18 protein-coding genes are annotated in these 16,421 nt (G+C 68.0%); 8 read left to right on the top strand and 10 right to left on the bottom strand.

Going from position 1 to position 16,421, the window contains the following annotated elements; all coding sequences use genetic code 11:
- Positions 1–35 precede the first annotated feature (35 nt).
- From ACAM52_RS33500 to ACAM52_RS33485, 4 genes are all read left to right on the top strand, one after another.
- Entirely contained in the window at positions 36–1,388 is a 1,353-nt protein-coding gene (locus ACAM52_RS33500; protein WP_369645697.1) for an esterase-like activity of phytase family protein, read from the top strand.
- Positions 1,389–1,561: 173 nt separating this feature from the next.
- Complete coding sequence (locus ACAM52_RS33495; RefSeq protein ID WP_095747785.1) at positions 1,562–1,846, top strand: DUF3649 domain-containing protein; 285 nt, start codon at positions 1,562–1,564, stop codon at positions 1,844–1,846.
- Complete coding sequence (locus ACAM52_RS33490; RefSeq protein WP_369645696.1) at positions 1,843–3,492, top strand: PepSY-associated TM helix domain-containing protein; 1,650 nt, start codon at positions 1,843–1,845, stop codon at positions 3,490–3,492. The genes ACAM52_RS33495 and ACAM52_RS33490 overlap by 4 nt, the downstream gene beginning before the upstream one ends.
- On the top strand, positions 3,492–3,830 hold the full coding sequence (locus ACAM52_RS33485; RefSeq protein WP_235926935.1) for a DUF3325 domain-containing protein: 339 nt from the start codon (positions 3,492–3,494) through the stop codon (positions 3,828–3,830). The genes ACAM52_RS33490 and ACAM52_RS33485 overlap by 1 nt, the downstream gene beginning before the upstream one ends.
- A 36-nt stretch (positions 3,831–3,866) precedes the next feature.
- Here the strand turns inward: ACAM52_RS33485 and ACAM52_RS33480 are convergent, their stop codons facing one another.
- Genes ACAM52_RS33480 through ACAM52_RS33460 form a run of 5 tightly spaced genes read right to left on the bottom strand, consistent with a single transcriptional unit; the run spans position 3,867 to position 8,474 of the window.
- Positions 3,867–5,006 carry a hypothetical protein gene (locus tag ACAM52_RS33480; protein WP_369645695.1) on the bottom strand — a complete coding sequence of 380 codons (1,140 nt, stop codon included), beginning with the start codon at positions 5,004–5,006 and terminating at the stop codon, positions 3,867–3,869.
- Entirely contained in the window at positions 5,003–6,394 is a 1,392-nt protein-coding gene (locus ACAM52_RS33475; protein WP_139702930.1) for an aminopeptidase P N-terminal domain-containing protein, read from the bottom strand. Before ACAM52_RS33475 ends, ACAM52_RS33480 begins: the two co-directional genes overlap by 4 nt.
- Before the next feature lie 6 nt (positions 6,395–6,400).
- Positions 6,401–7,345, bottom strand: a complete 945-nt coding sequence (locus ACAM52_RS33470) for a hypothetical protein (protein ID WP_369645694.1) — start codon at positions 7,343–7,345, stop codon at positions 6,401–6,403.
- On the bottom strand, positions 7,342–8,070 hold the full coding sequence (locus tag ACAM52_RS33465; protein ID WP_369645693.1) for a nucleotidyltransferase family protein: 729 nt from the start codon (positions 8,068–8,070) through the stop codon (positions 7,342–7,344). Before ACAM52_RS33465 ends, ACAM52_RS33470 begins: the two co-directional genes overlap by 4 nt.
- A 14-nt stretch (positions 8,071–8,084) precedes the next feature.
- Positions 8,085–8,474, bottom strand: a complete 390-nt coding sequence (locus ACAM52_RS33460; RefSeq protein ID WP_159274196.1) for an S-adenosylmethionine decarboxylase family protein — start codon at positions 8,472–8,474, stop codon at positions 8,085–8,087.
- 149 nt (positions 8,475–8,623) lie between these two features.
- Here ACAM52_RS33460 and ACAM52_RS33455 point away from each other — a divergent pair, with 149 nt between their 5' ends.
- The 3 genes from ACAM52_RS33455 to ACAM52_RS33445 all read left to right on the top strand — a co-directional run bounded on the left by ACAM52_RS33455 (position 8,624) and on the right by ACAM52_RS33445 (position 12,505).
- Entirely contained in the window at positions 8,624–10,729 is a 2,106-nt protein-coding gene (locus ACAM52_RS33455) for a transketolase family protein (protein WP_369645692.1), read from the top strand.
- 63 nt (positions 10,730–10,792) lie between these two features.
- Positions 10,793–11,794, top strand: a complete 1,002-nt coding sequence (gene gap, locus ACAM52_RS33450) for a type I glyceraldehyde-3-phosphate dehydrogenase (protein ID WP_056575024.1) — start codon at positions 10,793–10,795, stop codon at positions 11,792–11,794.
- 111 nt (positions 11,795–11,905) lie between these two features.
- Positions 11,906–12,505, top strand: coding sequence for a hypothetical protein (locus tag ACAM52_RS33445; protein WP_369645691.1), 600 nt, complete (start codon positions 11,906–11,908; stop codon positions 12,503–12,505).
- 18 nt (positions 12,506–12,523) lie between these two features.
- Here ACAM52_RS33445 and ACAM52_RS33440 read toward each other — a convergent pair whose 3' ends face one another.
- The 3 genes from ACAM52_RS33440 to ACAM52_RS33430 all read right to left on the bottom strand — a co-directional run bounded on the left by ACAM52_RS33440 (position 12,524) and on the right by ACAM52_RS33430 (position 14,132).
- Complete coding sequence (locus ACAM52_RS33440) at positions 12,524–13,120, bottom strand: hypothetical protein (protein ID WP_369645690.1); 597 nt, start codon at positions 13,118–13,120, stop codon at positions 12,524–12,526.
- A gap of 15 nt (positions 13,121–13,135) precedes the next feature.
- Positions 13,136–13,726, bottom strand: a complete 591-nt coding sequence (locus tag ACAM52_RS33435) for a hypothetical protein (RefSeq protein WP_369645689.1) — start codon at positions 13,724–13,726, stop codon at positions 13,136–13,138.
- A 97-nt stretch (positions 13,727–13,823) separates the two neighbouring features.
- The gene (locus tag ACAM52_RS33430; protein WP_369630709.1) at positions 13,824–14,132 is read right to left on the bottom strand and encodes a putative quinol monooxygenase; all 309 of its coding nucleotides are present in this window, start codon (positions 14,130–14,132) and stop codon (positions 13,824–13,826) included.
- 208 nt (positions 14,133–14,340) lie between these two features.
- Here ACAM52_RS33430 and ACAM52_RS33425 point away from each other — a divergent pair, with 208 nt between their 5' ends.
- Positions 14,341–14,631, top strand: coding sequence for a YciI family protein (locus ACAM52_RS33425; RefSeq protein ID WP_062473524.1), 291 nt, complete (start codon positions 14,341–14,343; stop codon positions 14,629–14,631).
- A gap of 30 nt (positions 14,632–14,661) precedes the next feature.
- On the opposite strand, the gene ACAM52_RS33420 is transcribed toward ACAM52_RS33425, so the two are convergent.
- Complete coding sequence (locus tag ACAM52_RS33420) at positions 14,662–15,735, bottom strand: pirin family protein (protein WP_369645688.1); 1,074 nt, start codon at positions 15,733–15,735, stop codon at positions 14,662–14,664.
- 148 nt (positions 15,736–15,883) lie between these two features.
- Entirely contained in the window at positions 15,884–16,300 is a 417-nt protein-coding gene (locus tag ACAM52_RS33415; protein ID WP_095747343.1) for a VOC family protein, read from the bottom strand.
- Positions 16,301–16,421: the final 121 nt, after the last annotated feature.

Raw genomic sequence — 16,421 nt, 5'->3', positions numbered from 1 at the left:
AGGTCACGCGTTTTCGACTGAAAGCTTTTTCGTTCATGACGCGCTTCGCTTCCCTCTCTCTGGTCGCCCTGGCCACCGCCTTCGCCTGCAGTGGCGCAGTGGCCCAGACCGCCTTTCCCGCCACGCTCGCCGGCCACGCCGTGCTGCCTGCGCAGAGCTTCGTCGCCGCACCGAAAGACGCGCCGGCCGATCTGCAGGTCAGCGGCAAGTTCACCTCGGGCAAGCGCGTCGAGGCGCTGGGCACGATCGAGGGGCTCTCGGGTGGGCGCGGCACCGGCGTGTCGGTGCCCTTCAAGGGCCAGCCGCTGCAGGGGCACTCGGGCATCAAGAAGATGGACGACGGCTCGTTCTGGATCCTCACCGACAACGGCGCCGGCGCGAAGGCCAACTCGCCCGACTTCATGCTCTACCTGAACCACTACAAGGTGGACTTCAAGAGCGGCAAGTTCAATCGCATCAACACCATCTTCCTGCACGACCCCGACAAGAAGGTGCCGTTCCGCATCGTTCACGAAGGCACGAAGCAGCGCTACCTGACGGGCTCGGACTTCGATCCCGAGAGCTTCCAGTTCGCCGGCGGCGCGCTGTGGATCGGCGAGGAGTTCGGCCCCTTCCTGATCAAGGCCGACCTGAAGGGCAAGGTGCTCGCGGTGTTCGATACGCAGGTCGACGGCAAGGCCGTGCGCTCGCCCGACCATCCGGCCGTGACCACGCCGGGCGCACCGGGCGGGGCGGTCGATTTCCAGGTCAAGCGCTCGAAGGGCTTCGAAGGCATGGCCTCGTCCAAGGACGGCAGCAAGCTCTATGCACTGCTCGAAGGCCCGGTGTGGAACGCCGAGGCCAAGGACTACGAGAAGGTCGACGGCAAGGAAGCGCTGCGCGTGCTGGAGTTTGACGTCGCGACCGAGAAGTGGACGGGTCGCCATTGGAAGTACGTGCTCGAAGCCAACGGCCACGCCATCGGCGACTTCAACATGATCGACGGCACCACCGGTTTGATCATCGAGCGCGACAACGGCGAAGGCACGAGCGACAAGGCCTGCCCCGAAGGCCAGAAGCGCACCGACTGCTTCCACGACATCGCGAAGTTCAAGCGCGTCTACAAGGTCGAGCTGAGCGACGCGAACGTGGGCGGCGCGGTGCGCAAGATCGGCTACATCGACCTGCTGAACATCGCCGACCCGAACAAGCTCGCGCGCAAGCCGCTGAACGACGGCGTGCTCAAGTTCCCGTTCTTCACCATCGAGAACGTCGACGTGGTCGACGCCACCCACATCGTCGTCGGCAACGACAACAACCTGCCGTTCTCCAGCAGCCGCGAGCCGAACAAGGCGGACTACAACGAGCTGGTGCTGCTCGAAGCCGGCGCGTTGCTGCAGGCGAAGTAAGGCGCCGCGCGCCTTTCAAGGCCCCGCTCGCGGGATGGGCGGGGGCGAGAAAAACCGAGAAGATGAGTATGATTCTCATTCTCCAGGTTTCTCCCCTCCCTCTGTCCCATGAATTTCCGAACGACCTTGCACGTCGTCCGGCGCCCGTCGTGAGCGCCGGCCTCCGCTACCGGATGGGCGTCGCGTCGCGGGCCGTCGCCGCCATCGCGGGCGGCTACGGCGTCGCCGCGCTGTCGGCCGCCGTGCTCGCGCTGGGCCTGCCCGTCCTCTTCGGCATGGCGCGCAGCGAAGCCGCGCTGACCGGCACGCTGGCCTCCTTCCTCGTCTACGCCGTGGCCGTGATGTGGGTCTTCGCGGCGCGCTCGGCGTGGCGCGCCTGGACCGGCCTCGCCATCGCGGCGGCCCTGCAGGGCCTGCTGTTGCTGCTGTGGACCCAGGGCGGCGGAGGTGCCGCATGAAGGAAGGATTCCGTCAGTCGATGGCCTGGCTGCACACCTGGTCGGGCCTGCTGGTCGGCTGGGTGCTCTTCATGGTGTTCGCGGCCGGCACGGCCTCGTACTTCAAGGACGAGATCACCTTCTGGATGAAGCCGGAGCTGCACGCCGTGTCGCACGCCAGCGTGGCCCAGCCGGTCGCGGCCGAGCACGCGGTGGCCTACCTGGAGCGCAACGCGGGCAACGCGGCGCGCTGGTTCATCACACTGCCGACGGCGCGCGAGCCGTCGGTCAGCCTGCTGTGGCTCAAGCCCTCGCCGCCGCCCGGTTCGCCGCCGGTGGACCGGCGCCGCAGCTTCGATCGCGCCATGCTCGACCCGGCCACAGGCCAGGCGATCACCGCGCCGCGCGAGACGCGCGGCGGCGAGTTCTTCTACCGCCTGCATTTCGACCTGCACTACATGCCCGCGCTCTGGGCGCGCTGGATCGTCGGCTTCTGCGCGATGTTCATGCTCGTGGCCATCGTCAGCGGGATCGTCACGCACAAGCGCATCTTCAAGGACTTCTTCACCTTCCGCCCGAAGAAGGGCCAGCGCTCGTGGCTCGACGCGCACAACGTCACCGCCGTGCTCGCGCTGCCGTACCACGCCATGATCACCTACACCGGGCTGGTCACGCTGATGTTCATGTACATGCCGTGGGGCCCGCAGGTGGCCTACAAGGCGCACGGCGGCAACGACACCTTCTTCGCCGAGGCCTTCCCGGGCGGCGTGCGCACGCAGATCAAGGCCTCGGGCACGAAGGCCGCGCTGGCGCCCCTCGCGCCCATGGTGGCGCAGGCCACGGCCCACTGGGACGGCGCGCCCGTCGGCCGCATCGTGGTGCATCAGCCCAACGACGCCAACGCCGTGGTCTCGCTCACGCGGGCCGAAGGCCGTCACCTGTCGTACGACCAGCCCAGCATGCAGTTCAACGGCACGACCGGCGCGCTCATCGGCAGCTTCGGCGACGTGCCCAAGGCCGCGGCCGAAACGCGCGGCGTGCTCTACGGCCTGCACATCGGCCGCTTTGCCGATCCGCTGCTGCGCGCACTGTTCTTCGTCTCGGGCCTGGCGGGCTGCCTGATGGTAGCCACGGGCCTCTTGCTGTGGGCCGTGAAGGAGCGCCAGAAATACGCCAAGACCCTCAAGCAGGGCGGACGCATCGGCTTCGGCCTGCGGCTGGTCGACGGACTGAACCTCGGTGCGATTGCCGGCCTGCCTGTGGCGATGGCCGCTTTCTTCTGGGCCAACCGCCTGCTGCCGGTCGACGTGGCCGGCCGCAACGAGGCCGAGATCCGCTGGTTCTTCATCGTCTGGGGCGCCACCGCCGTGCTGGGCCTGCTGCGCCCGACCCTGCGCATGTGGCAGGCGCAGCTCGCGCTCGGCGCGCTGCTGTTCGCGCTGCTGCCGGTGCTCAATGCCTTCACCGGCCCCGCGCCGCTCACCGTGAGCCTGCGCAACGGGCCTAGCTCGGTGGCGGGCTTCGACCTCGTGGCGATCGCGCTCGGCCTGGGGCTGGCGGGCGCGACCTGGCTGGTGGAGCGCAAGCGCCGCAAGGCGCTGGCCGCGCCGAAGAAAGCCGTCAAGCCGCCGCCGACAGAACTCGCTGCGTCGGGCCAGGGGTCGTGATGCCGCTGCTCGGGTTGGTGTTCGCCGCCTCGCTGGCCGGCTTCTGCGCGCTGAGCCTCGCGATGGACCGCCACAGCGAAGACGTCTTCGGCCGCGGCCACACGCCGGGCGCCTGGCGCCGATGGCTGCAGCTCGGGGGCACGGCGCTGCTGTGCCTGTCGCTGTGGGCCAGCCTGGAGGCGGCGGGCGGGTCGGTGGGGTGGGTGCTGTGGCTCGGAGCGTTGACTGCGGCGGCGCTGGCGACGGTCGGGCTGTTGAGCGGGTTGCCGCATCGCTTTCACTGGATCGCGTCTGCAGCAGGGGGCGTTGCGTTTCTCAGTCTGCTGTTCTGCTTGTGATCGCGCGGGTATTCGGGCCCGCACCCGTCCGCGCACTCAGTGGATGATCTTCCAACCCACGATGAGGTAGGTCGCGAAGGCGGTGGCGATCCAGATCCACGCCAGAGCGCGTTGCTCCTGATCGAGCGGCGCGTGCAACGGCCGGCTGCCCGCGGGCACGGCCAGGCGGGTCGTCGGCGAATCGATCCCGACCGCCTGCAGGGTGGCTTCTGACCATTCGCTCGGCCGACGCCGAAATTCGGCGAGCGCATGCAGCCATTGCGGTGGCAGCAGGAGCGGTGCGGCCAGTGCCATCAGCACGGCGCAGAAGGCGCGCAACGGTCTTGATGCATGCGCACGAGGCCCGGCGAAAAAATTCAGGGTGCCAGCCAGGTCCAGGAACAGGCGTTCGCGGTCGTGTTCCGGTGTCCGCCAGTGGGTGGCGGGCAATTGCTCGGGGCCGTGACGCATGAACACCGCGATGAAGTCGACGACGGCCTTGCACGTCTCGTTCTCATGCGATTGCGTGCATCGATGACCGAAGCCCCAGCTCGGCAGCGGCAACGTCAATGGCTCCGTGCCCTGCTCCACGGTGGTGACGAGGGCATCGTCCTTGTTCAGCATCAGCAGACGCAAGTCTTCGGAGGTCTGCGTCGCGGGGCATCCCTTGCGATGGGCGACACGGATGCGCTCCCACGCGACCCAGCGGTCCTTCCCTTCCTCGCGCCACCACAGCCTTTGGTTGCGCCGGTCGCACAGAATCCCGACGGTCAACGGCGAGGGGCGCAGCACCTCCCTGAAGGTCAAAAAAATCGAGCGCGCGCCGAAAATCACGGCGTACAGCGTCACGCCGATCAACCAGAGCGCGATCAGCGTGCCCATGATCGTCTGGGGTATGTCTACATGGAACAGCAATGCCACCAGCGGCGCGGCCATCAGCAGACCGAACCAGACCGCATAGGCGGACACGACGGACTCGGGCTCCCGCAATTCCAGTGCGGTATCGCTGATCCGCGAAATCACGCCTTCGGCGCAGACCGAGGACAGTGGCGGCCCCTTGGACGCGTGGACGTCGTAGATGCGGTACTCACGTCCATCGAACCGGTCCGATTCCTTGTGATGCAGCAGCCACTGCTGCATCCAATACGGCGGGCGGTCGTCCACCAGCCTGGCGCGCCGCTTGCGGACCGTGCTCACCCCCGCATCAACGCCTCGATCTCATCCGCCTTCACCGGCACCCCCCGCGAAATCAGTTCGCAGCCCGTGGCTGTGACGATCGCGTCGTCCTCGATGCGGATGCCGATGTTGTGGAACTTCTCGGGCACGCCCTCGCCGGGCCGCACGTAGATGCCGGGCTCCAGCGTCAGCACCATGCCCGGGTGCAGGATGCGGCTCGGGCGGTTCTTGATGAGTTCGTTGGACAGCGGGTCCTTGCGCTCGCTCACCTCGCCCACCTGCGTGGGTTCGACATAGCTGCCGCAGTCGTGCACGTCCATGCCCAGCCAGTGGCCGGTGCGGTGCATGTAGAACTGGAAGTAGGCGCGCGAGTCGATCACGTCGTCGACGCCGCCGACCTTGTTGCCGTCGAGCAGGCCCAGGTCGAGCATGCCCTGCGCCAGCACCTTCACGGCCGCGTCGTGCGGGTCGTTGAAGCGGTTGCCGGCCTTGGTGGCGGCGGCCGAGGCGTCCTGGCTGGCCAGCACCAGGTCGTACAACGCGCGCTGCGGGCCGCTGAAGGTGCCATCGGCCGGGAAGGTGCGGGTGATGTCGCTGGCGTAGCCGTCGAGTTCGCAACCGGCGTCGATCAGCACCAGCTCGCCCTTGCGCACGGGCGCGGCGTCGGCGCGGTAGTGCAGCACGCAGGCGTTGGCGCCGGCCGCGACGATGGAGCCGTAGGCCGGGTACTGCGAGCCGCCCAGGCGGAACTCGTGCAGCAGCTCGGCATCGAGGTGGTACTCGCGCACGTCCTTGCCCTCGCGCAGCATGCGCGCCGACAGCTGCATCGCGCGGATGTGGGCGCGGGCGCTGATCTGCGCGGCGCGGCGCATGATGTCCTGCTCGTGCGCGTCCTTCACGAGGCGCATCTCGTCGAGCGGGCCGCACAGGTCGCGCTGCTCCTCGGGGCACAGCGCGCCGTAGCGCACGCGCGCGCGCACCGACTGCAGCCAGCCGTCGATGCGGGTTTCCAGGCCCTTGTGGGTGGCGAAGGGGAACCACACGGTGGAGCGGTTCTCGAGCAGCTTCGGCAGCTTGGCGTCGAGGTCGTTCACCGAAAAGGCCTCGTCCACGCCCAGCGCGGCGGGGGCGGCGTCGGGGCCGAGGCGGTAGCCGTCCCAGATCTCGCGCTCCAGGTCTTTCGGTGCGCAGAACAGCGTGGCGCGGCCGTCGCCCGCCAGCACCAGCCAGGCGTTGGGCTCGGTGAAACCGGTCAGGTAGTAGAAGTAGCTGTCGTGGCGGAACAGGAAGTCGCTGTCGCGGTTGCGCTGGCGCTCGGGCGCGGTCGGGACGATGGCGATGCCGTCCTTGCCCAGTTGCGAAGCGAGGCGCGCGCGGCGCTCGGCGTAGATCGTGGTGTCATTGAGCATGGGATTTCACTTTCGATACGGTGCAAGTCCGGGGTCCGCGGGTACCAGATGCCGCCATGGGAACACATCCTGCGCAAAGTGGCTGACGTAGCCGCCGATCGTTGACTGGATGACCATGAATTGCAGCCGCTGCCGCACGCCCTGCAGCTGCTGTAGCTGGGCCAGGTCGAGGCAGGTGTTGCGCAGCCTCAGCACGCGCAGCTGCGCGCCCACGGGGCTGTGCAGCAAGGCCTCGTAGTCTGCGAAGGCCGTGATGCCGCCGGGCGTCCGGTCGGCCGGCCACGCCATCTGCTGCTCGGTGGATTCGGAAAAGTCCAGCAGCCTGAGGCCCGGCAGCTGCGTTGCGGCGGCCAGGTGGCGGATGAAGTGCTGCGTGGCGAAATGGGCGCCGACGCACAGGCTGGTCAGTTGCGGCAGCGGCACGGCGAAGAAGTCGGCGTTCGGCGCGTTCGGCACCGTCAGTTCGCTCAGGTGCGGCGTCTTGCGCACCCAGCGCGCGATGTCGCCGCCTTCCTCGAGGATGCCGTCGCTGGTGCAGACGAGCGACTGGTTGTGGTCCTCGGGCTGCGTCGGCTTGATGAACAGCGAGCGCAGGCGGGGAAACATCACCGGGCTCTCGAGCAGCGGCGTGAACATCCATTCGCGCGAGCCGTTGGCGCCGCTGTCGGGGCCGCTGAACGACAGCGAGGTGATGCAGTCGGCCACGTCCTGGCGGCTCAGGCAGGCCAGGGTTTCGTCGAAGGCATCGCCCCAGGTGTCGCCGAAGTATTCGACGTGCCAGCCCTGGCGCATGGGCGCGAGGCTCAGGCGCGTGAAGTCGCTCACGTAGAGCGGCACGGTCAGCGGGTCTTCGGGCGCGCCGTCGTTGCGTTCGGCGGCGGTGGCCAGGGCCAGCTCGTGCAGGCGCTGCGGCAGCAGGCGCAGGGCGTTGGGCAGCGGCGCGAGCGTCATGCGCCCGCTGCCGGCGCGACCCCGGCGTTGAGTTGCTGCAGGCGCTGCGGCGTGCCCACGTCGGTCCAGTCGCCGGTGTAGAGCTCGGCGCTCACCTGCTGGTTGTCCATGGCCGCGCGCAGGATCGGTGCCAGCGGGGCCTTGATGCCGTCCGGATTGCCTGCCGGGATGTCGCAGTACGGCGGCGCGAACAGCGCGGCGCGGTACAGGCCGATGGTCGAGAAGGTGTACTTCTCGGCCGCCAGGTTCAGCGCGAGCCCGTCGGGCGAGAGGCCGAAGTCGCCCTTGAGGTTGTGCGCCGGGTTCGGCACCAGCCACAGGTGGGCGAGCTTGCCGCTGGCCAGGAAACGGTCGACCGCGGCCTGGGTGAAGCGGAAACCGGGCGCGAACACGTCGCCCGCCGCCACCCAGAACACCTCGCCCAGCAGCGGCAGCGCGCGCACGATGCCGCCGGCTGTTTCGAGCGCGCCGCCGAAGTCGCGGCCCTCGTCGGAATACGAAATGGACAGCGCACCACGCCCGTCCAGCACGGGGCTCGCGCCGAACCGGGCGGCGACCTGCGCGCCCAGCCAGTCGGTGTTGACCACCAGCTCGGTGAAGCCGCCCCCGGCCAGCGCCTCCATCGGCCACTGCATCAGCGGCTTGCCGCGCACTTCGAGCAGGGGCTTGGGCGTGGCGTCGGTCAGCGGCCGCATGCGTTCGCCGCGGCCGGCGGCCAGGATCATCGCGCGCACCGCCATCACTGCACCGACCCGGCCACACGGCCGCGTTGCAGTTCGTTGCGTTCGCTGTGGCCGGGCTGGAACAGCGCCACCAGGCAGGCCATCAGCGCATGCGCCTTGGCCGAGTGGTCGGCGCCGAAGTTGCAGACGTACACATCGAGCGTCACGCCGCGCTGCTCGGGCCAGGTGTGGATGCACAGGTGCGATTCGGCCAGCAGCAGCGTGGCCGTCACGCCGCCCGGCCCCTGCGGCGTGGCCGGAAAACCGTGGACCAGCTTGCCCACGGCCTGCAGCCCGGCGGCGGCCACGGCCTTGGTGCAGACCTCGCCGAGCGCGCGCCCGTCGGTGAGCCATTGGAGGCCGCATTGGCAGTCGTGGAGATCGGCGGTGAGGTGCAGCCCTTGCATGGGGGGCAACTCTAGCAGCCGGGCCTGCGACACAAGAGAGCATCAGTGGGGTGTTGGCCCTGTATCGAGGCCGGGCGCGGCTCGCCCGGTAAAATCTCGGGTTCTCCCGTATCCCCCACCCACCCTTTTCCCCCGAAAGCCCACTGCCCATGGCAAACCAAGCCCTGATGGCCAACGCGATCCGCGCGCTGGCAATGGATGCCGTTCAACAAGCCAATTCCGGACATCCGGGCGCACCGATGGGCATGGCCGACATGGCCGTCGCCCTGTGGGGCGAGCACCTGCGCTACAACCCCGCCAACCCGCACTGGTTCGACCGCGACCGCTTCGTGCTGTCCAACGGCCACGCCTCGATGCTGATCTACGCGGTGCTGCACCTCACGGGCTACGACCTGCCCCTGGCCGAGATCAAGAACTTCCGCCAGCTGCACAGCAAGACCGCCGGCCACCCCGAAGTCGACGTCACCCCCGGCGTCGAGACCACCACCGGCCCGCTGGGCCAGGGCATCACCAATGCCGTGGGCTTCGCGCTGGCCGAGAAGCTGCTGGCCGCCGAGTTCAACCGCAAGGACCTGTCCATCGTCGACCACCACACCTACGCCTTCCTGGGCGACGGTTGCATGATGGAAGGCATCAGCCACGAAGCCTGCGCCCTCGCCGGCGCCTGGCACCTGAACAAGCTGATCGCCCTGTACGACGACAACGGCATCAGCATCGACGGCCAGGTCAAGCCCTGGTTCATCGACAACACCGAAGAGCGCTTCAAGGGCTACGGCTGGAACGTCGTCGGCCCGATCGACGGCAACGACGCCAAGGAAGTGGCCAAGGCCATCGCCAAGGCCAAGAAGGAAGCCACCAAGCCCACGCTGATCGTCTGCAAGACCACCATCGGCAAGGGCAGCCCGAACCGCGCCGGCACCGCCAAGGCGCACGGCGAGGCGCTGGGCGCCGAAGAAATCAAGCTCACGCGCGAAGCCATCGGCTGGCCCTACCCCGCCTTCGAAATCCCGGCCGAGGTGTACGCCGACTGGGACCACAAGGCCGAAGGCGCCAAGACCGAAGCCGCCTGGAACGACACCTTCGCCGCCTACACGGCCGCGTACCCTGAACTCGCCGCCGAGTTCACGCGCCGCATGAAGGGCGAGCTGCCCAAGAACTTCCACCAGGTCGCGTTCGACACCGTGGTCGCCGCCCACACCAAGGGCGAAACCGTGGCCAGCCGCAAGGCCAGCCAGCTCGCGCTGGAAGCCTTCACGGCCGCGCTGCCCGAAATGCTCGGCGGCAGCGCCGACCTCACGGGCTCCAACCTCACCAACACCAAGAGCACCGCCGCGCTGCGCTTCGACGCCAAGACCGGCGCCGTCGTGCTGAACGCGCCCCCCGCACCGGTGGTGCCCCAGGGCGGCGAGGACGAAGCCGCACAGGGCGATGCCGTCGAGCCGCCGCACGGCGAGATCGGCCGCCACATCAACTACGGCGTGCGCGAATTCGGCATGGCCGCCATCATGAACGGCGTGGCGCTGCACGGCGGCTACATCCCCTACGGCGGCACCTTCCTCACCTTCAGCGACTACAGCCGCAACGCCATCCGCATGGCCGCGCTCATGAAGCGCCGCGTGGTGCACGTGTTCACGCACGACTCCATCGGCCTGGGTGAAGACGGCCCGACGCACCAGTCGATCGAGCACGCTGCTTCGCTGCGCCTCATCCCGAACCTGGACGTCTGGCGTCCGGGCGACACGGCCGAAACCGCCGTGGCCTGGGCTGTCGCACTGCAGAACGCCACGCGCCCGACCGCGCTGCTGCTGAGCCGCCAGAACATCGCCTACGCCGCCAAGAGCGACCTGGGCGACATCAGCCGCGGCGCCTATGTGCTGTCCGAGCCCGAGAACGTCGGCCTCAAGAACAAGAAGACGGCCGCGGTCATCATCGCCACCGGCTCCGAAGTGCAGCTCGCGCTGGCCGCCCAGAAGCTGCTGGCCGACAAGAAGATCGCCGTGCGCGTGGTGTCGATGCCCTCGACCACCACCTTCGACCGCCAGGATCTGGCCTACAAGAAGGCCGTGCTGCCCAAGAAGATCCCGCGCGTCGCGGTCGAAATGGGCTGCACCGACGGCTGGTGGAAGTACGGCTGCGCGGCCGTGGTCGGCATCGACAGCTACGGCGAGTCGGCCCCCGCGCCCGTGCTGTTCAAGCACTTCGGTTTCACGGCGGAGAACGTGGCCGCCACCGTGGAAGCGGCCCTGCGCGACTGAGCGTCGCGCGGTTCGTCCTCTTCCCGTCCGATCAAAAGTTTTTCAACCTTAGGAGCAAGTCAGATGGCTATCAAACTCGGTATCAACGGCTTCGGCCGCATCGGTCGCAACGTGCTGCGCGCAGCCGTGCAGAACTTCAAGAACGACATCGAAATCGTTGCCATCAACGACTTGCTCGAGCCGGAATACCTGGCCTACATGCTCCAGTACGACTCGGTGCATGGCCGCTTCAAGGGTGAAGTCACGGTCGAAGGCAACACGCTGATCGTCAACGGCAAGAAGATCCGCCTGACGCAAGAGCGCGACCCGTCGCAGCTCAAGTGGAACGAAGTCGGCGCCGACATCGTGCTCGAGTCGACCGGCCTCTTCCTCACCAAGGAAACCGCGCAGAAGCACATCGACGCAGGCGCCAAGAAGGTGATCCTGTCGGCCCCCTCGAAGGACGACACCCCCATGTTCGTCTACGGCGTGAACGACAAGAAGTACGCCGGCGAAGCCATCATCAGCAACGCCAGCTGCACCACCAACTGCCTGGCCCCGCTGGCCAAGGTGCTGAACGACAAGTGGGGCATCAAGCGCGGCCTGATGACCACCGTGCACGCCGCCACCGCCACGCAGAAGACCGTGGACGGCCCGAGCAACAAGGACTGGCGCGGCGGCCGCGGCATCCTGGAAAACATCATTCCTTCGAGCACTGGCGCTGCCAAGGCCGTGGGCGTGGTGATTCCTGAGCTCAACAAGAAGCTCACCGGCATGAGCTTCCGCGTGCCGACCTCCGACGTGTCGGTGGTCGACCTGACCGTCGAACTCGTCAAGGACGCCACCTACGCCGAGATCTGCGCTGAAATGAAGGCACAGAGCGAAGGCGCACTGAAGGGCGTGCTGGGCTACACCGAAGACAAGGTGGTCGCCACCGACTTCCGCGGCGACCCGCGCACCTCGATCTTCGACGCCGAAGCCGGCATTGCGCTGGACGGCACCTTCGTGAAGCTCGTGAGCTGGTACGACAACGAATGGGGCTACTCGAACAAGTGCCTGGAGATGGTGAAGGTCGTGTCGAAGTAAGACGCCAGACGCCAAAAGAAACGCGCCCGAGGGCGCGTTTTTTATTGGCTGCACGAGGTGCGCTCCTGTGCCTCCTAGAATCAAATAACAATTCATTACGAGGAGAAGCACGTGATTGCAAGACTGGCTGGTGTCTGCGCGGGTGCCCTGTTGATCGTGGGCTGCGCTCACCGGGCGGAAGTCGGGAGCACGTCGGCGGCTTACGAGGTCCGCCGTGACCGGGTCCAGTCGAGCAAGGCGTACGTCGCTGTGTCGAGTGATCTGGCGACGCTCGAGAAAACCGTCAAGCCGGGCCACATCTGCGGTCCGCACAACTTCCCGGTGGCACTGGGCCCAGCCATCAAGACGTCCATCGTGCGTACGGTCTCGGGGGCGCACTCATCGGTGGTGCCGATTTCGACAGCCTCGGAAGCGGGCCGCGATGGCGTGCTCTACACCTTTGCCCTCGATGACTTCAACCCGCGCCTGCGGTTCCAGCCGGGCTTCTTCGTTCCCACCGCGGATGCGAGCGTCGAGATCTCCATCAAGACCACGGCAGTTTCCGCCGATGGACGGGAACTCGCGACGACCACGGTGCGCGGCTTTGGCCAGGAGTCGCTCGATGGCCAATGCCCTGTGGGTGCAGAGGCCCTTGGGAAAGCCACTGAAAAGGCGATCCGGGTCTCGCTGGAAAACTTCGTGGCGCGTGTGATCAACCAGCGTCTGGACTGACGTCCGTCTGCGAAAGCCTCAGCGCAGCTTCTCGTTGCGCCGGATCTCGCTGCTGAGCTGCGCCGTCATCCGTGTGGCCGCGCGCCGGGCGGCCAGGCCGTAGTCGCCGTTGAACTCGCCGAACTCCGCCGTGCCGTTGCCGACCGCGCGCACGCGCGTGACTTCGGCGCCCGCGGTGTCTGTCACCACGCAGGCCACCTCGGCCGTGAAGGCGGTGGGCGGCCAGGTGATCCATGAGGACGAGCTCGAATCGGTCTTGATCTGCGGCGTGAACACCAGCGACACGCCCGCTGCCTCGTTGGCCTTGGCATCGCCGGCGGTGCGCAGCACGACCACGTTGCGGTAGACCGCGCGCAGCGCGTCGCGGATCGATTTCTCGAGGTCGCGGTACGGGTAGTAGCTCACGCGGTCGCCGCTGCCGCCGGCGGTGCTCACCTGCAGGTCGCGTTGCGCGTCGGTCATCACGTAGGCCACCTTCTTGGGAATGAGGTGGGCGGCCGACCGCGGCGGTGCGGTCTCGGTGATCATCGTGATCGGGTGGGAGCAGCCCGCCAGCAGCACGACGGTTGCCAGTGCGGCGGCCAGCCGGGGCATCGGAGAAGTAAGAAACGACATGGTGCTTCTCCGGCCTTACTGCGCAGGCGGCGCGATGGCCGCGACGAATTGCGGATCGGCATACACCTGCCGCAGCAGCGCCCGCACCAAGCGCGGGTACGCGGCCTGTCCGGCGGGCACGGCCACGATGTTGGCGTAGCTCGAATCGAAGGCGATCTCGCCGCGGTAGGTCTTGCGCAGCGTCTGCGCGGCGTTGCGCGTGACGGTGACTTCGACGTCCATGCGGCCCGAGCCGTTGATCACGCCCAGGTCGAGTTCATTGACGAGGATGCGCGCCGCGATGCGCGTCGGCGCCTTGGGGTCGTAGACGGAGATCTCGCCCAGGTCGCGCATCAGCGCGTCTTCGAGGTACTGGGCGAAGGTGCCGCTGGGCGACACCAGCCTGGCGCGGCGCAGGCCCAGGGTGTTGATCCTGTCGTTGGGGTCGGTCGGTTGCACCTTGGCCACCGCGACCTTGCCGGGGTTGTGGGCCTCGAGCCGGTCGAGCGCCTCGTAGTCGGCGGCATAGGGCGGCGCGCCGAGCTGCGCGCAGCCTGTGGCCAGTGCCGCCAGCAGGATCGCGCCGGCGCGCCAGCGCACGCCCTGCGGTCTGGAGACGATCGCCATGTCTTGAACCCCCTCGTCCGAGATGTCTTCTTCTCCCCGGCGCGAGGGTAGCAGGCATCGCGCCGCGCGCGAAGGCGGCGGCGGCGGTGCGGCAGGGTCAGATGGGTTCGAGCACGTGGATGCGCTTGCTCTCGGTGAGCTCCCTGGTCTGCGCGCTGAAGGCCGCCATGTGCGGCGCGACCGCGTGCGCCTGCAGGGCCGGCAGCGAGGCCCACTTCTCGATCACCACGAAGGTGTCGGGCCCGAAGCTGGCCTTGGACGGGGGAATGCCCTGCGCGTCGATCGTGGCCCCGTACTCGATGCAGCCCTCTTCGGCGAGCACGGCGGCGCGGTTGGCCTTGAAGGCTTCGAGCAGCAGGGCGCGCTGGCCGGGCTTGGCGGTGATGACGGCAACGACTTGGATCATGGAACAGGGTCTCCGGTGAAGTGACATGAACTGAGGAATGCAACGACCGAATCTACGAGATCGCACGCCGGTGCGCAGGTCCGGTGGGCGACAAGGCCGGCATGCACATGCCGCATGCGACAGTTACCCGCGAGACACACTCTCGCCCTGCCACGGTCGTGCCGAGGTCATAGGATCGGGTCATCTTCCGCATCGACCTGCCTTTGCCATGTTCATCGTCACCCTGACCTACATCCGTCCGCTCGAGGAACTCGACGCGCTGATGGATGCGCATGTCACCTGGCTCAAGAAGCACTACGCCAGCGGCCTGTTCGTGGCCTCGGGGCGCCAGGTGCCGCGCAAGGGCGGCGTGATCCTCGCGCGCTCGGGCGACCGCGAGGGGCTCGAGGCGGTGCTGGCGCGCGACCCCTTCGTGCAGGGCGGCGTCGCGCGCACCGACGTGATCGAGTTCATCCCGAGCATGACCGCGCTGAGCGTCGAGGTGCTGCGCGGCTACTGAGAACCGCGCAGCCCCGGAAGCCGATGTAGATCAGGCCCCCGGCATTTCCTCGCGCCCGTCGGGGTGCCGCGCAAAGCGCGCGGCCTCGGCGCCATGCACCGGCGCCGGGTCGGCCCAGGGCCAGCCGCCGAACTGCGTGCGGCGGTAGTCGGCCATCGTCTGCGCGATCTCGGCCTGCGTGTTCATCACGAACGGGCCGTACTGCGCCACCGGCTCGCCGATCGGGCGGCCCTGCAGCAGCAGGAACTCGCTGTTGCCCTCGGGGCCGTTGCACAGCTCCACGGCCGCGTCGGCGCGCAGCTCGATGGCCGCCGGCCCGTCCACGCGCCGACCCGCCACCTGCGCGGTCGCACCCTTGAAGAAATACAGCATGCGGCGCGTGCCCTCGCCGGTGGCGGGCGGCACCGTCCAGCGCGCGCCGGGCGTCATGCGCAGCGTCCAGATCGCCAGGTCGGCGCCGGCCTGCGCGGCCCACGAAGCGGGCGGCGGCGCGAGCGGGTCGATGGCCGCCTGGGCCTGCGCGTCATCGCCGCCGAAGCGCCCGGCGATCACCGCCACCTCGGTGCGGCCGCCCTGCGCGTCGTCCGAGGCGAAGCGCGGAATCGCCTCCGACCAGAACATCGTGAAGTGCGGCTCGGCCATCTTGTTTTTCGCCGGCAGGTTGAGCCAGATCTGGAACAGCTCCAGCGGATTGGGCGCGCCGGCGTCGAGCAGCGGGAACATCTCCGAATGCACGATGCCCTTGCCGGCCGTGAGCCACTGCACGTCGCCGCCGCCGAAGCGCGCCGTGGCGCCCAGCGAGTCGGAATGGTCGACCAGGCCCTTGCGCACGATGGTCACCGTCTCGAAGCCGCGGTGCGGGTGCGAGGGAAAGCCCGGCACCGTCTCGCCGTGGTACATGCTCCAGCCGTCCTTGCGGCTGAAGTCCTGGCCGATCTGGCGGCCGGCCAGCGAGGCCTCGGGGCCCATGCGGCCGTTGCCCTTCGGGTACGCGTCGTCGTGGTAGACGCAGAACAGGAAGGGGTCCAGCGTCTGCCACGGGAAGCCGAGCGGCTGGACCTGGACGATGGGAGACGCGCTGTTGTTGTCGTTGCTGTCGGACATGTCGGTATTCCTTGGTGAGGCAGGCACGGCCGCCATGCGGGCTGTGCCGGAACCAGGAATATCGGGGCGCCGCCGCCTTTCGGTAGGTGCCTTCCGCGCAACGATCAAGAGCGCATATGGAACGATGGGCATCGTCCGGCCCCCGCGGTCACTGCGAGGGCATCTCGGCGTTCGGGTCCATGTAGACCAGTTCCCAGATGTGGCCGTCCAGGTCCTGGAAGCCGTGGCCGTACATGAAGCCGTAGTCCTTCGGCTCGCGCGGCGTCGTGCCGCCGGCGGCCACCGCCTTGGCGACCAGGTCGTCGACCTCGGCCCGGCTCTCGCACGACAGGCATACCAGCACCTCGTTCTCCTTGCGGGCGTCCGCGATGCCCTGGTTCGTGAAGGTCTTGAAGTAGTCCTCCATCAGCAGCATCGCGTGGATGCTGCCTTCGTGGATGACCATGCAGGCAGCGTTCGCGTCGGTGAACTGCGGGTTGAAGGTGTAGCCCAGCGCGCCGAAGAAAGCCTTGCTCTTGTCGAGGTTCCGGACGGGGAGGTTCACGAAGATCTGCTTGGTGGCCATGGTGGGGTTCCTGTGTCGATGAAGGGTGGATCGGGTGTGTGCCGGCGTCTTTGTGTACGCCGTCCACAAAAGATATCAAAGAAAATGGACGGTGTCCACATGATTTTTCGGCGCACCGGAA

This window comes from Variovorax sp. V118, from assembly GCF_041154445.1.
Taxonomy (GTDB): Bacteria; Pseudomonadota; Gammaproteobacteria; order Burkholderiales; family Burkholderiaceae_C; genus Variovorax; species Variovorax boronicumulans.
This window is presented reverse-complemented; position numbering and strand designations above follow the sequence as displayed.

Bases quoted from the DNA above. Each gene is read 5' to 3' on its own strand.
- ACAM52_RS33465 (WP_369645693.1), bottom strand. From the start codon at position 8,070: ATGATCCTGGCCGCCGGCCGCGGCGAACGCATGCGGCCGCTGACCGAC.
- ACAM52_RS33495 (WP_095747785.1), top strand. From the start codon at position 1,562: ATGGGCGTCGCGTCGCGGGCCGTCGCCGCCATCGCGGGCGGCTACGGC.
- ACAM52_RS33485 (WP_235926935.1), top strand. From the start codon at position 3,492: ATGCCGCTGCTCGGGTTGGTGTTCGCCGCCTCGCTGGCCGGCTTCTGC.
- gap (WP_056575024.1), top strand. From the start codon at position 10,793: ATGGCTATCAAACTCGGTATCAACGGCTTCGGCCGCATCGGTCGCAAC.
- ACAM52_RS33500 (WP_369645697.1), top strand. From the start codon at position 36: ATGACGCGCTTCGCTTCCCTCTCTCTGGTCGCCCTGGCCACCGCCTTC.
- ACAM52_RS33430 (WP_369630709.1), bottom strand. From the start codon at position 14,132: ATGATCCAAGTCGTTGCCGTCATCACCGCCAAGCCCGGCCAGCGCGCC.
- ACAM52_RS33420 (WP_369645688.1), bottom strand. From the start codon at position 15,735: ATGTCCGACAGCAACGACAACAACAGCGCGTCTCCCATCGTCCAGGTC.
- ACAM52_RS33460 (WP_159274196.1), bottom strand. From the start codon at position 8,474: ATGCAAGGGCTGCACCTCACCGCCGATCTCCACGACTGCCAATGCGGC.
- ACAM52_RS33440 (WP_369645690.1), bottom strand. From the start codon at position 13,120: ATGTCGTTTCTTACTTCTCCGATGCCCCGGCTGGCCGCCGCACTGGCA.
- ACAM52_RS33490 (WP_369645696.1), top strand. From the start codon at position 1,843: ATGAAGGAAGGATTCCGTCAGTCGATGGCCTGGCTGCACACCTGGTCG.
- ACAM52_RS33455 (WP_369645692.1), top strand. From the start codon at position 8,624: ATGGCAAACCAAGCCCTGATGGCCAACGCGATCCGCGCGCTGGCAATG.
- ACAM52_RS33470 (WP_369645694.1), bottom strand. From the start codon at position 7,345: ATGACGCTCGCGCCGCTGCCCAACGCCCTGCGCCTGCTGCCGCAGCGC.
- ACAM52_RS33425 (WP_062473524.1), top strand. From the start codon at position 14,341: ATGTTCATCGTCACCCTGACCTACATCCGTCCGCTCGAGGAACTCGAC.
- ACAM52_RS33475 (WP_139702930.1), bottom strand. From the start codon at position 6,394: ATGCTCAATGACACCACGATCTACGCCGAGCGCCGCGCGCGCCTCGCT.
- ACAM52_RS33435 (WP_369645689.1), bottom strand. From the start codon at position 13,726: ATGGCGATCGTCTCCAGACCGCAGGGCGTGCGCTGGCGCGCCGGCGCG.
- ACAM52_RS33415 (WP_095747343.1), bottom strand. From the start codon at position 16,300: ATGGCCACCAAGCAGATCTTCGTGAACCTCCCCGTCCGGAACCTCGAC.